Here is a 13,941-nt window from a genome sequence, read left to right on the forward strand (position 1 = left end):
ATGGCGCGCCCAACAGGATTCGAACCTGCGGTCTTTCGAATCGGAATCGAATGCATTATCCAGCTATGCTATGGGCGCAATTACCTTTGACAGTTTACCATATTATGAGAATTTAATAAACTCTCCTATTTTATCCATATACTAGCATTAAAATAGGCATTATTTCTAGGAAAAATGCCTTTTTATATTGTAATTCCATTGATAAATGGCTACTATTGTAATGTTTAACTACTTGTAGGAGAGTGTTGTATGACAAAAACTGAGAAGTGTGTACCTAAATTAGGACTAAGAAGTATCAAGACCGCTATCAGCACAACATTATGTGCCATCATCTATATTTTAATTAATCGTAATCCAACTTTCGCATGTATTGGAGCTGTTTTTGGGATGGAAACAAACAATGAACATCCTTTTAAGAGTGGTAGTAATCGACTAATTGGAACAATACTTGGTGGATTTCTAGGAATGGGTTTATTTTATCTACAAAATCAATCACAAAACAAACTGATCCAAATACTTTATTTACTTGTAGGTATTATCTTACTCATATTCATTAGTCAATATCTTGGATACCCAGGCGCCATACAAGGTGGTGCCGTTGTTTTCTATATTGTTATGTTAAATACTCCCGCTGATCAAACAGTAACTTATGCGATAAACCGTATGATTGATACTGCAGTAGGTGTTTGTATTTCTATATTGATTAATGTTGTAATGTCGCGTAAGAATATGTCATGTGTCTTCAAAAACATCAAAGAATAATGCTATAATAAGCTAACGAGGTGGAAAAAATATGAATATAAAATTACTTGTTTGTGATATAGACGGAACACTAATACCCTATACACGTGATCGAATCACCCCAACACTAAAAGCAGCATTTGACCAAGCAAAAGCCGATGGAATACAAATTCTAATTGCAACTGGAAGACATTATTCATTTGTACACAAAAGTATTTTTGAAGATATTGACCCTGACTATTTAGTTACAATCAATGGTGCTTGCTTAGTTGATAAACATGGAACAGTACTTGAATCACATCCCATATCAGAAGAAGATTTATACAAAATTTGGGATTTGTGTAAGAAACATGATATTGGTTTAGGCTTTAAATTTAAAGAAGGAGTTGTTGGTTATCACAACTACAAAAAATTCTATAAAGGATATGCAGGTGATCATGATTATGGTGATGCGATATTTGAAAATCCAAAAGATGAAGATTTCCACATTCAACATGGTATGCCTTTAGGAATATTCTTAATTGGGAATGAAGAAATCATTGAAACATTTAAAGAACAAGTTCCTGATTTATTCTTTGCATGGTCATACAAAGATGGTTATGATGTATATCCATTGGGTTTTAGTAAAGCCATGGCAATTGAAACAGTTTTAGAAATGAATCATATTACATGGGACAACGTTATGTCCTTTGGCGATGCAGAAAATGATATTGAGATGTTGCATCGTGCTAAAGTTGGTGTTGCAATGGGAAATTCAAAACCAATCGTACAAAAAGAGGCTGACTATGTGACAACCTCTGTAGATGAAGATGGAATTGTATTTGCTTTAAAGCATTTTGAAATTATAAAATAATTTTGGGTAATAGGGAATCGAATACGATTCTCTTTTCTTTTGTAAAAGGATCAGTCCATTTTAAGGACACCGCATACAGTCCCATACCATCAAAATCTTTTGTCATTCGTCCATATAAATTATCATTTACGATTGGACAATGAATTGCGGATAAATGAACACGAATTTGATGTGTTCTTCCTGTTTCTAATTTACATTCAATTAATGAATACATATCATTATGTGATATGACTTTAAGTTTAGTGAGTGCATCTTTTCCAGTAGAAGATACTCTCATTCGTTTTGCATCATGTCGATCTCTACCTAACCGTTTATCAATCGTCATTTCATCCTCACTTGGTCGATTAAATGTAATTGCGTGATATGTACGTTCAATTCTTTTCTCCATTAACTCTTCATCAAACCAAGGTTGTAATAAAGGAACTTTACAAAACAAGACTAGTCCTTGTGTTTCTTCATCAAGACGATGAATATATCGTACAGGAATTGAATATCCTTGTTGTGCATAATAGGTCGCTACTTGATTGGCAAGTGTGCCTGTTTTTTGTTTATCATCCTCGTGGACAATAATACCCGCATCTTTATGGACAACACAAACTAAATCATCTTCATAAACAACTTCAGCACATTTCTTATCCATCGCATAATCAATCTCTTCAATGGGCATTTGAATTGTGATTTCATCATTCTTTTGAAGAATATATTCTCTTTGTACTGTAGTTCGATTCACCTTGATTCTTTTTTCAGTAAAGAGAAGATGAAGATTCTTTTTTGACATTTTAAAAAGTTGAAGGAATTCAATTAAGCTTTCTCCTTCAACCTCATTAAGATAATTTATTTTTAACTCATTGAGATTTACACTATATTTCATACTACTATGATATAGCCCTACCTCATGTTTCGCAAGTACCTTTTAAACTGCAAGACGTTTTTTGTTAAAAATCACAACACTTAACGAAACTAGAATAACAATGATTACAAGGTAAACACAATTAATCACCCATACTGTTTCTCCACCTGCAATAGCCATGGGATCATACCATCCAAAAATCGAAATTTTCTTAAGTATCTCTGTCTTATCTGAAACATCGCCTAGCATCTTAAGCAATAAGAACATAATCGGGATACCTGCACCAAATGCAATTGAGTGTTTTGTTTCTGAAAATACGCAAGAGAAGAAGAACGAAATACTCATAACAACAAGATTTACCAACAATACAGTTACATTCAAGTTGAAGAATGCTTCTACATTTAAATCATTTGGAAACATGGCTTTACCAATTAATACATTGAATGCAAATAAGATTGCAAGCATGATTGTTAATGATAATAATGCATAGACAGCTTTTGTAACAATTATTTTTACTCTTGAATCTGGTGTTGCCAGTAAACAAGCAATCGACCCATTATCCACAGATTTTGCAACTAGTTTATTCGCTAACAAAATGCTATATACCATGGGAAAACCAACCATGAGTAAGCCATACAACCAACTAGCTAAATAGCCTGTCATATCTGTAAATGCACTAGCGAAACCAAATGCTTTCATCATTTCTGGCGGAAATAGTTCAAACATTTGCATCAAGTTCTTTACGTTATCTGGACTATACATTGAAATCATAACACCAGAATACATCATCAACACCAGTGTAAAAATTACAAACAATACCCAATTCTTTTTAATTGTTAGTTTAAATAGTGCGATACTCATTATTTATTCCCCCTAGCATAGTAATGCATGAAGACATCCTCAAGTGTTTGAGCCTTGATGTCCAGTGATATCACATGCAACATGGAACAAGCTTTGATAAACTTATCGACTTGATCTCCTGTTACATAAACCTCCACAACATCATTCACATTATCTACTTCATACCCTAACTTAGTGAAGAGTTCTAAAGCTTGTGTATTGTTTGTGGTTTTTAACTCATATCCTTTTCTTTGAGAATTCTTAAGTGTTTCAATATCTGCATGCGCAACTAAATGGCCATCCTTAATAATTAAGACATGATCACATGTTCTTTCTACTTCCTCAAACATATGGCTCGACATGAGGATTGTTTTTCCTCTTTCCTTTTCTGATTTAATTAGTTCTACAAATCGATTTTGCATGAGTGGATCTAAACCACTTGTCGGTTCATCCAAAATATAAACATCAGGATCATGCATAAATGCCGCAACAATACCTAATTTTTGTTTCATTCCTTTGGAGTATTTTTTAATACTTCCCTTTGGTGAAAACTCAAACATTTGAATTAATTCTTTTTCTCGTGTGCGATCCTTTATTCCTCGAACTTCCGCAAGATAATTCAAATACTCTTCACCAGTCATACCATCAAGGAATGTAATCTCCCCTGGCAAATATCCCAAATTTTTCATTATTTCTGGTGCATCATCAAAAGTATCCATACCATCAATTGATGCACTACCTTCATCCGCTTTAATAAATCCCAATAGTGCTCGGATTGTAGTCGTTTTTCCTGCTCCATTTGGACCAAGGTAACCTATTACTTCACCTTGCTTAACTTCAAAGTTTAGGTTAAATACACCCTTACCATTGCGATACTTTAGTGTTAGATTATTTACATTAATCATATTTAATACTTCCCCTCTAGTTGACTGCTTTCAAATCTCTTTTATTAAAATAACTATATGCTAAAATACTTGAAATTACGATAATTATTATCGCCGCGATTATGTAGAAAATACTCAACTGATATTGAAGAATTTCTATTGGCGGAAAATACTTCATTGGTGATAAAATTCTAACTATTCCAGGTTTTTCAATCATATCTACAACAACACCAATAATAAATGTTACTAAGAAAAATACATTACCATAGAAAGTTCCTTTCTCAGGACGAGTACATATAGAACAAATAAAAGCTGTCACTGCATAATACAACAAACAAATAAGAAACATCGCAATACTGAAATAGATGATTTCTTTGAATATAGATTCATTAATATTTAATATTGATAAACCAATATAAGAAAACACAATATTAACAAGCGTAAAACCTGCTAAATAAATAACACCGACAATAAGTTTCATCGAGAGTATCGCAGCTCTACTTCTTGGTTTCGTAAAGATAAACTCATATGTCTTATCTACAATCTCGCGATTCATCGCATTTCCTGCAAGATAAATCGCATACACACATCCACACATCAAAACAAAATAAGCAAGTATTGCATAATATCCGGATAGGGTTTCGATATTAATTCCTACAATACCAATCAACGCTTGTACTACTCTTGGTATTTGATCAATGATAGCACTCATTGATGCCCCACCCTCAGATACACCTGTAAACTTAATAAGACCGACAATATCCAAGACAAATAAACCGACTAACCAAATCAAAAATGGCTTAAATCCTAAACGTAATTCTTTCTTGATTATATTCATAATTTATCTACACCGCCTTTACATCTTCTTTAATAAATCTGATATATGCAACAATCAAAAACAAAATTGAAACCACAATACCAGTAAGCATATAAATTGAATCATTTGTTGATGTGAAGAATTGCATAGGATCAAAATATTTTAAGGGTGCTAGATATCGCATTTCTTTGATTTCTAAAATATTGTAGACAGCTGACAAAATGAAACCGACAAATCCCAATAAAGATGCAATATTGGATACAGAACGTATTCTTTTCATCACTATTGCCATACAAATACCCAATGTATAGAAGAAGAATTGAGTAAGAAACATCATACTTGATGCACCTAACATTTCCATCATTGTTTTACCGAAATGAATACCATAGAAACAGCTTACAATAATATATACAAGATTAAATAAAATAAGCAATGTACATCCTGATAAAAACTTTGATATAAAAATACTGTTACGACTAATTGGTTTTGTAAGTAAGAAATCAATGCATTTAACTTTCTTTTCACGTGCAAAAATAGACAGTCCAATTGATGCGGACATTATAACTCCCATTAATGATAAATATGCAAAACTAAATTCAAAGAAACCTCCAAAGTCAACCATTGTATTTAAATCGAACGCAAATGCCTTTGTAAATTCAGGTGGCATTTTACTAATAACTTCAATAATATCTTTCAAGCTATTATTGAATACTGGATAAACTCCCGCAAACAACGCAACCATAAGGATAACAAAGGAAGCCGTCCACAATAAAACTGATTTCCATTGCTTCTCTAATTCAAATAAATAAATATTCATATCACTCACCTACACATAATAATGAAGGAATATTTCTTCAAGTGATGGTTCATTAATTTCTATATTTTGTATATTTAATTTTGTAAGTTCTTGTACCAATTTATTACAATCCCCTTTATACATAAAGGAAATTGAATTACCTTGTACAACTAAATCACTCATTCCTTCAAGTAGTATTGAACTTGCTTCTAGTTTGGTTGTAATGAATACTTTCTTGTAAGCTTGTTCTTGTAAATCACTAATCTTTTGAGTGCTGATTATTCTTCCTTCTTTGATTATCGCAACACGATCACATATCTTTTGTACTTCACTTAATATATGAGATGAAAACAAAACAGTTGCGCCTCTTTTGTTTTCTTCTTTAATAATCTCAAAGAATTTCTTTTGAATCAGTGGATCTAATCCTGATGTTGGTTCATCCAAGATAATAAGTTTTGGTGAATGCAATAAACCTTGTATGATTCCCACTTTTTTCTTATTACCCAAACTCATATCTTCGATCTTTTTATTCAAATCTAGTTCCAATCGATTTGCTAAGTCTTCTATTTTCTTTGTACAGTCTTTCTTATAAAAACTTGCAGAATATTTTAATAAATCTATTGCTTTCATATTATCATAATAGAATACTTCACTTGGAAGATATCCAATATTATTTAATATTTCAACACGATCTTTGTGACAATCTAGCCCAAATATTTTTGCATCTCCACCGGTCTTTGAAATAAGTGATAACAGTGTTCTAATCGTTGTTGATTTACCTGCACCATTTGGTCCAATGAATCCAAAGATCTCACTCTCTTCAATTTTAAGATCTACATCAATAATTCCCCTTGATTTTCCATAAGCCTTCGTCAACTTGTTTGTTTCAATAACAAATGCCATATTCATTTCCTCCTGTTTGTGAGTTACTCTTTTGACAATGTTATTATACGCCCTATCCAACAAATAAAAATGCAAGACACAGTGACTTTTGTGCATCTTGCATTTCGTTCCTTTATATCCTTTTAATCAGTTTTTGACATGGATAATCAAATACAATGAGATTTTCTGCTTCGACAAACCCACAAGAGAAGTAACAGTTTCTTGCTGCCTTTCCTTTGGGATCACCTTCTCTAAACGTAATGACATGAATCTCTTCATCTTCGTTGAAATGTGTAAAGCATTGATTGATTAACTGTTTCGATATACCTTGCCTACGATAAGTTGGATGTATTGCTAGAAACAATAATTCTTGATTATCTTTTGAAAAAATAATTAAACCAGCACATCTAGATTCTCTTTGTTCTATTATTGCTTCTTGGTTTTCGATTGCATGGTGTACTGCTTCTAAAAATTCTTCTTCTTTGTATCCTGCAAAATCATCTTTTACAAGTAACATCATTTCAAGTACTGAAGGTATATCTTCTCTCACTAAATATCGCATATCCAAATTCCTCACTACTGGAATTATATCATATTCATTTATACTTTCAAGAAACCTCTAAATCCTCTTCCACTATAGTATGACTCTGCACCATTATGGTAAACAAATACTGTATTGAATCGGCGATCACAAAATAATGCACCACCTAATTTTCGAATAGATTCAGGTGTTTTAATCCAACTTGAAGTTTTCAAATCCACAGGTTCAATGCTTTGAAGCGTACGATATTGCACCTCATCAATTAATTCAATACCCATTGACTTTGCCAAATGAGTAGCACTATCTTCAGGTTTGAATTTTTTCCTTGCTTCCAGTGCCTCTTGATCATAACATAAATTAGTTCTACCTTTGGGACTCTCTTTTGAACAATCAACATAAAGATACATCATTGTATTTGAATCTATACCAATCACATCAGGTTCACCACCTGTTTCTTCCATCATGAAAAGTGACATTAATTTATCTGACTGATTCATTAGATGTTCTTCAACATCTTTCCAGTTCATTGTTTCATGGCGATGCATATTTGAATTAAATCTTTCTTCTAATATTGTAAGTAAGTTTGTCATTTGAAGCTTAGTTAATTTTTTACTTGTCATAAGAACCTCTTCCATTTTGTTTCTTTACCTACATTATTCGTACACCGAAAGACAAATGAAGTCAATGAAAGTACTTTTATAACAAAAGAAAACCTTGTTTGCACAAGGTTCATTTCTTAGAATAATCTCAATGAAACAACTGTTTCAACATGAGGTGTTTGCGAGAACATATCAAATGGTATGATACGCTCAACACGATAGCGTTGAAGTAAGATATTTAGATTCTTCGCAAGTGTTGCAGGATTACATGAAATATAAATGATTTGTTCAGGTCTTGCTTTCATAATGCATTCTAGCATTTCTTCATTCAATCCTGTTCTTGGTGGATCAACCACTAGAGCGTTAATCTTTTCTTTCATCGCAATGTTTTTCATTTCTTCTGCTGCATCACCGCAAATAAATTCTACGCGGTCTTCACAATGATTGATTCTTGCATTGTTGTTTGCATTCTTAACTGCATCTTTAACATATTCAATACCAACTACACGTTCAGCTTTTTCTTTTAATAATAATGACATCACACCAATACCACTATAGGCTTCCACTACTAGTTTGCATGGGTCTACGAGTGATACAACTGTGCTATATAATTTACTTGCTTGTTCAACATTTAATTGGAAGAATGACGCTGGAGATAATCGGCATACAATACCATCCATCTTCAACTCCAAAGTCTTGCTTCCACCTAGTTGCACAAACTCTTTACCAAAAATCTCATATGATCTCTTTGATGTATTAATGTTTTGGAATAAAGAAACTACTTCTTTTATCTCCATAATTTTATCTACTAATTCTTTTTCAATTGTCATTCTACCTGTAACTAATGTACATTGATAAACTCCATTGAAACCACGAAGTACGAAATATTTCATACCTCTTTCAATCCGGTCATTATAATCACGAATACCCGCTTCGTTTAATAACGCCATGATTTTCTTTCTGACTCTATCTAATCCTTCTTCATGAACTTTACATTCATCCATGTATAATAATCTACTCGAATTTGCTTCATATAATCCACTATATAAAGTACCTTTTAACCATTTCACCGGTAACTTACATTGATTTCTATAATGAAGTGGACTAGGATTCTCCACAATATCTTCTATCGTTGCATTTTTAAGTCCAGCATATTTAATTAGACTTTCTCTTAAAAGTTCTTTCTTGATTTCTAATTGTGCTTTATAATCCGCAATCATTAGACTACATCCACCACATTTAACTTGGAATGGACATGGAGGGTTAACTCTTGAATCACTTTTTTGGAGAATCTTAGTAGTTATTGCTTTTGAATAGTTTTGATGCTTCTCAGTTATTTCAATTTCTACTTGTTCTTGCAATAGCGCTCCGTCAACAAAAACAGGCACTTTGTTGATATAACCTATTCCTTCGCCATTAATACCCATTTTTACTATTTTTACGTTCGTCTTTCCCATAATTCTCCTTTTACTTCAAAAATGAAAAATTCTTATCCAATAAGAAGTTTTCTATATTATATACTAATAATACCCTCGATACCTCTTCTTCTTGAATTAAATTTGAAATTGGTAATCTATAATACCTTAAATCGACTAAAATAATCTCTTCATAATGCGATGCTAAGTAAGGAATAAGGATATGGCTATAGGAGTCTTTTACAACCACAATTTTACCTAAACTATCTTTTATTCCTTCATTTTTAACAGTTACTAAGGCGTGATTACCATCTAAATAATAGGAGTATTTTTCTTTTTGACTCAAATATTTATCGCTATACAACGAATCCATTGTGCTACCATCCTCAAAAGTTAAAGAAGACTTTACTTCATTATTTGGGACAATCTTATATAAAGGTTCACCTTTTAACCAAAATGTCCCTGCTTTTGAATACAAGGTACCCTTAAAATCATCACTGACTTGTGTATAGGTAAATGTTTCAGGTACCACTTTCAAGTAATCCATATAGGCTTGATAAGCTAAATATGCACCTTTTTCGTTCCAATGATGATCAAGGTTAAAGAATACATCACTTGCACCGGTTAATGTAGTATAGGTATCTACCCATCCAGCATCCACATGACTTTGAATATAATTAAGAATTGATTCTTGATTTTCATTGTATGCAAAGATTGGGAGCGCATCAGATTCAATTTCACTCGCTGTAGGTACAATCATTAAATCAACTGGAACATCTATACTTTTTATAAATGTATTAATTTGTTCAATTGAACGTCTTACTGTTTCTAAATCCGTAGTTGAAAACATTTGTAACAATTGATTTTCTTTACCAAAATAAACACCATTGTTTTCAATACTTCCAGTTAGTTTTCTACTTAATGATTTAATACTAATCCACTCATCTCTAAAGATGAATTGATCAGTAATGTACGTTTCTAAGTCCCCTGTATAATTATCTTTGAATAATGCAGACACACTGAAAGAAGGTAGTTTTGCTAAGTAACGATTTTCATTTTCAGAGAAGCGTTTATCGGGTTGTATTACATTTAGAATACCTAGCACTCCGACAAAACCACAAAAGCAAATACAAGTCAAAATTTGTATATTCCGTTTCATATTTACCTCCTAGAATCTGAAATAGAGAAATGGATTATAGCTTGCATCCACAATGAATGCAGTACATACAATCAATCCAATCAATATTAATACTGGCGTCATCCACTCTATTTTCTTTCCTTCAATATGTTTGTGATATACCATTTTCATAAATGGAGTTACTGACACGATTAATATTATGAGTAAAACAATATTATTTCGAATCAAGTAGAAAAAATAATCATTCACGAAAGGTACATCACCAAAACCAAACATAATAGCTAATACACCTTTTAAAACACCTAAATCTTCAAATGCAAAGATTACCCAACTCAACAAGATGAAAAAGATGGTGTAACCATGTTGAATAAAAGCGGGTAACTTTTGTAATATTTTCAATAAGAATAATTTCTCTATCATAAGAAGTATCGCAAAATACAATCCCCACAAGACGAAATTCCAACTAGCACCATGCCATAATCCAGTAAGTAACCACACAAGTAAAATATTTCTAAGATTCACAATTTTACTACAACGATTACCCCCAAGCGGAATATAAACATAATCTCTAAACCACGTTCCTAGTGAGATGTGCCAACGACGCCAAAACTCCGTAATTGATTTTGAAATATATGGATAATTAAAATTCTCTAAAAGTTCAAAGCCAAACATCTTTCCAAGTCCAATTGCCATATCACTATAACCACTGAAATCAAAATAGATTTGAAAGCCATAGGCAAAGATACCTAACCACATCGTTAGAACCGACATTTGAGAATCTGATGCAACTTTGATTGTCTCAAATACTAAACCGATGTTATTCGCTAATAAAACTTTCTTTGATAATCCAATCATAAAACGTTGTATACCTTGGGTAAATTTATCCATTGTTTCATTTCTTGATACTAGTTGTTCTGCAACATCTTTGTATCGAACAATAGGACCTGCAATTAATTGTGGAAACATGGCAACATATGCACCAAATGAAACAATACTCGTTTGTACATCTGCATCTTTACGATAGATATCTATTGGATATGACATCGTTTGAAATGTGTAGAATGAAATACCAATTGGCAAAGCTAATCCCAAAGGTTGTAAAGCATTAAAGCCCAATCCATTCAAACTCATTACAATGAAATCATAATATTTAAAGAAACCTAATAACCCTAAATTAAAACAAATTGAAAATATGACAAAACGCTTCGCAATTTTCTTTTGATTCCTGTACTTATGTACATAATAACCATTAATATAATCAACAACAGTTGATAAAATCAAAAGCACAATATAAAAAGGTTCTCCCCAGCCATAGAATACCAAACTAAGAAGAAACAAAAATAAATTACGAAGTTTTAGTGGTGATGTTTTCATCACCACTAAGACTATCGGTAAGTAGACAAATAAAAATATTAAGCTACTGAATACCATAAACTTACTTTAATGCTGCTTGAATATCTTTTGCGATAGCTTCTGCATTTTCTGAAATAACAACACCTACGATATTACCATCTTCAAATTCAACACGGTTAAGTACTAATTCATGTTGATCAGGTAAATATTGTGCCCATGTTGTTTCGATATCAGCCATTCTTTTTGCTACAGCTTCTTTAACAACATCAAGTTTTCCTTCTTTTGCTTCAATCACAATAATTTCTGTTGCTTGTGTGTTCATCATTGGTAGATAAATTGCATAATCTTCAATATCATCAGTTAAGACATAATATAAATCTTTAAGTGTTGGCTCATCCACGGTCATGAAACTTGGGAATTCATATTGTCCTCCATTTACAACGGAATCAACTGCTTTTTGAAGTTTAGTCATTTCAACTGATTCTCCACCAGTTACACCTTCACCATCAACTACTTCTCCTGGAGTAATTTCAGGAGTTGCTACTGGTTCTTCTTTTGGTGCTGAAGAACAGCCTGCAAGAATTAAAGCTAAAGATACAAATGCTAATAATTTTTTCATAAATTTCCTCCTGCACACCATTAATGGAATGCATATTGATTATATCAAATAGAGGTTCATTGTCTATTAAAGTAATCTGAATTTTATGTGAACAGAGTCTTATTAAGAGAAAATAAAAATCTGCATTTCTGCAGATTAATCAGTAAGTCCCCAACTTGGAATTTCTTGTCCCCTACGTATTAATACAGTTTTTTGAAAATCTGTATGATTTAGAAAACGTAAAACTTTTTCTTCTTCCTCTGGTGTGCATCCTAATATTAATTTTGTTTGTAAATCTTTTTTTAGAATGTCTGCTGCAATGATGACAGCTGACACGGTTGAAGATTTCAATGATCCTTTGAATATTGTAATCCCTTCAGATGTTGATGCTTGAGTATCTTTTAGATGTCCATAATCAACAGGATAAATTAAATTACTGTACTCAGGATGTTTTGTGCCTTTTTGACGCAATATTTCTAATTTATTTGATAGATACAATGTATCAATTTTTTGCCAGAAAAAAGCATTATTTTCAAAGTTTGTCATAGTTTATACCTCAATCTCTTTCTTATTATAACAAAAATGAAAGAAATGTAAACAAACTTAAAAAACTATGTAAAAATTTACATAGTTTGTTTCTTAATTTTTCTTTTTGTAATATCTTTCACTGTAGCGCAACCTGTCATTCGCATCGCATGATTGAACTCTGTTTTAAGCTTATTTATTGCTTTTTTAGCTCCTTCAATACCCTCAGTTGCACAAGCTAAGGCAATCGGTCTACCTACCAAAACACCATCGGCTCCGAGTGCAATTGCTTTGAATATATCAGTTCCTGTTCTAAATCCTCCATCTACAAAAATGGTCATTTTCCCTTGAACTGCTTCTACAATTTCTTCAAGTACATCCATAGTTGCACATGCATCATCTAATACACGTCCACCATGATTACTTACTACAATACCATTTGCTCCTGCACGTAAAGCTATAAGTGCAGCTTCTGGTGTCATAATACCTTTTACGATAAATGGTTTATCACCACATAATTCTTTGATTTTACGTAATGCATTTTCATCTTTATTTTCAACAGGAGTAACTGAATTTCTTAAGAGTGGTAATCCTGCTGCGTCAACATCCATTGCAATACCTAGCACATCAAATTCTTTTACTAAGTTAATACGTTCTACTACTTTATCCATAACCCAAGGTTTGATTGTTACAAATCCTTGTCCACCTTGTTCATGGATTGCACGAGCTGGTAGATGAAAGAAATTTTCCATATCAATACCATCTCCTACAAAACAGCTAATCCCTTCTTCATCACATGCTTTGGCAAGTTCTGAATTGTATACATAATCTGGAATGTCTGTACCATAATTATTTTTAATTCCTGCAATTGGGGCAATTAATAAAGGAAATGAATACGTCTTACCAAATAATGTTGTAGATGCATCCACTGTTTGGATATTGTTGACTACATCCATCAACAAGCCATACTTTTTTAGCGCTTGTACATTGTTTATAAAGGCAGTTCCTTGGCCAATTCCTCCAACTCCAGGTATTTGTCCTCTACATGCAACTCCATTGCATACAGGACATTGTTTACATAAATTTGCTTCTCTTGTCATCTTGTATTC

At 32.5% G+C, this 13,941-nt stretch carries 16 protein-coding genes and 1 tRNA gene; 2 read left to right on the forward strand and 15 right to left on the reverse strand.

The genetic code is table 11. The features are described from left to right. Position 1: 1 nt before the first annotated feature. Positions 2-78: transfer RNA gene (locus tag RR643_RS05305), tRNA-Arg, on the reverse strand. Between the two features lie 171 nt (positions 79-249). On the opposite strand from RR643_RS05305, the gene RR643_RS05310 reads away from it, so the two are divergent. Together RR643_RS05310 and RR643_RS05315 are read left to right on the forward strand one after the other, a co-directional pair. Next, positions 250-762, forward strand: coding sequence for an FUSC family protein (locus tag RR643_RS05310; RefSeq protein WP_332482580.1), 513 nt, complete (start codon positions 250-252; stop codon positions 760-762). A gap of 31 nt (positions 763-793) precedes the next feature. Then, positions 794-1,594, forward strand: coding sequence for an HAD family hydrolase (locus tag RR643_RS05315; protein ID WP_332482581.1), 801 nt, complete (start codon positions 794-796; stop codon positions 1,592-1,594). On the opposite strand, the gene RR643_RS05320 is transcribed toward RR643_RS05315, so the two are convergent. The 14 genes from RR643_RS05320 to RR643_RS05385 form a co-directional block, all read right to left on the reverse strand. Then, positions 1,584-2,465, reverse strand: coding sequence for an RluA family pseudouridine synthase (locus tag RR643_RS05320; RefSeq protein WP_332482582.1), 882 nt, complete (start codon positions 2,463-2,465; stop codon positions 1,584-1,586). The genes RR643_RS05315 and RR643_RS05320 overlap by 11 nt on opposite strands. A 42-nt stretch (positions 2,466-2,507) precedes the next feature. Beyond that, complete coding sequence (locus RR643_RS05325; protein WP_332482583.1) at positions 2,508-3,305, reverse strand: ABC transporter permease subunit; 798 nt, start codon at positions 3,303-3,305, stop codon at positions 2,508-2,510. Continuing rightward, on the reverse strand, positions 3,305-4,189 hold the full coding sequence (locus RR643_RS05330; protein WP_332482584.1) for an ABC transporter ATP-binding protein: 885 nt from the start codon (positions 4,187-4,189) through the stop codon (positions 3,305-3,307). The genes RR643_RS05325 and RR643_RS05330 overlap by 1 nt, the downstream gene beginning before the upstream one ends. A 16-nt stretch (positions 4,190-4,205) precedes the next feature. After that, positions 4,206-5,006 (reverse strand): ABC transporter permease, encoded by an 801-nt coding sequence (locus RR643_RS05335; RefSeq protein ID WP_332482585.1) that lies wholly within the window; start codon positions 5,004-5,006, stop codon positions 4,206-4,208. Between the two features lie 7 nt (positions 5,007-5,013). After that, positions 5,014-5,802: an ABC transporter permease subunit gene (locus tag RR643_RS05340; protein WP_332482586.1), complete on the reverse strand. Its 789-nt coding sequence runs from the start codon at positions 5,800-5,802 to the stop codon at positions 5,014-5,016. Between the two features lie 9 nt (positions 5,803-5,811). After that, positions 5,812-6,684 carry an ABC transporter ATP-binding protein gene (locus RR643_RS05345; RefSeq protein WP_332482587.1) on the reverse strand — a complete coding sequence of 291 codons (873 nt, stop codon included), beginning with the start codon at positions 6,682-6,684 and terminating at the stop codon, positions 5,812-5,814. A 112-nt stretch (positions 6,685-6,796) separates the two neighbouring features. After that, positions 6,797-7,225 (reverse strand): GNAT family N-acetyltransferase, encoded by a 429-nt coding sequence (locus tag RR643_RS05350; RefSeq protein WP_332469306.1) that lies wholly within the window; start codon positions 7,223-7,225, stop codon positions 6,797-6,799. 38 nt (positions 7,226-7,263) lie between these two features. Then, positions 7,264-7,824 (reverse strand): DUF4256 domain-containing protein, encoded by a 561-nt coding sequence (locus tag RR643_RS05355; protein WP_332482588.1) that lies wholly within the window; start codon positions 7,822-7,824, stop codon positions 7,264-7,266. A gap of 116 nt (positions 7,825-7,940) precedes the next feature. Further along, a complete protein-coding gene (gene rlmD, locus RR643_RS05360) occupies positions 7,941-9,260 on the reverse strand; it encodes a 23S rRNA (uracil(1939)-C(5))-methyltransferase RlmD (protein WP_332469304.1) in 1,320 nt (439 codons plus the stop codon). A 10-nt stretch (positions 9,261-9,270) separates the two neighbouring features. Next, positions 9,271-10,377: a DHHW family protein gene (locus tag RR643_RS05365; protein ID WP_332482589.1), complete on the reverse strand. Its 1,107-nt coding sequence runs from the start codon at positions 10,375-10,377 to the stop codon at positions 9,271-9,273. 9 nt (positions 10,378-10,386) lie between these two features. Next, a complete protein-coding gene (locus RR643_RS05370; RefSeq protein ID WP_332482590.1) occupies positions 10,387-11,730 on the reverse strand; it encodes an MBOAT family O-acyltransferase in 1,344 nt (447 codons plus the stop codon). A gap of 61 nt (positions 11,731-11,791) precedes the next feature. Beyond that, positions 11,792-12,328: a DUF4358 domain-containing protein gene (locus RR643_RS05375; RefSeq protein ID WP_332469301.1), complete on the reverse strand. Its 537-nt coding sequence runs from the start codon at positions 12,326-12,328 to the stop codon at positions 11,792-11,794. A gap of 135 nt (positions 12,329-12,463) precedes the next feature. Further along, entirely contained in the window at positions 12,464-12,853 is a 390-nt protein-coding gene (locus tag RR643_RS05380) for an Inorganic pyrophosphatase (protein WP_332469300.1), read from the reverse strand. A 77-nt stretch (positions 12,854-12,930) separates the two neighbouring features. Continuing rightward, entirely contained in the window at positions 12,931-13,932 is a 1,002-nt protein-coding gene (locus RR643_RS05385; RefSeq protein WP_332482591.1) for an alpha-hydroxy-acid oxidizing protein, read from the reverse strand. Positions 13,933-13,941 lie beyond the last annotated feature (9 nt).

Source organism: Anaerorhabdus sp. (genome assembly GCF_036637135.1).
GTDB lineage: Bacteria > Bacillota_I > Bacilli_A > Erysipelotrichales > Erysipelotrichaceae > Anaerorhabdus.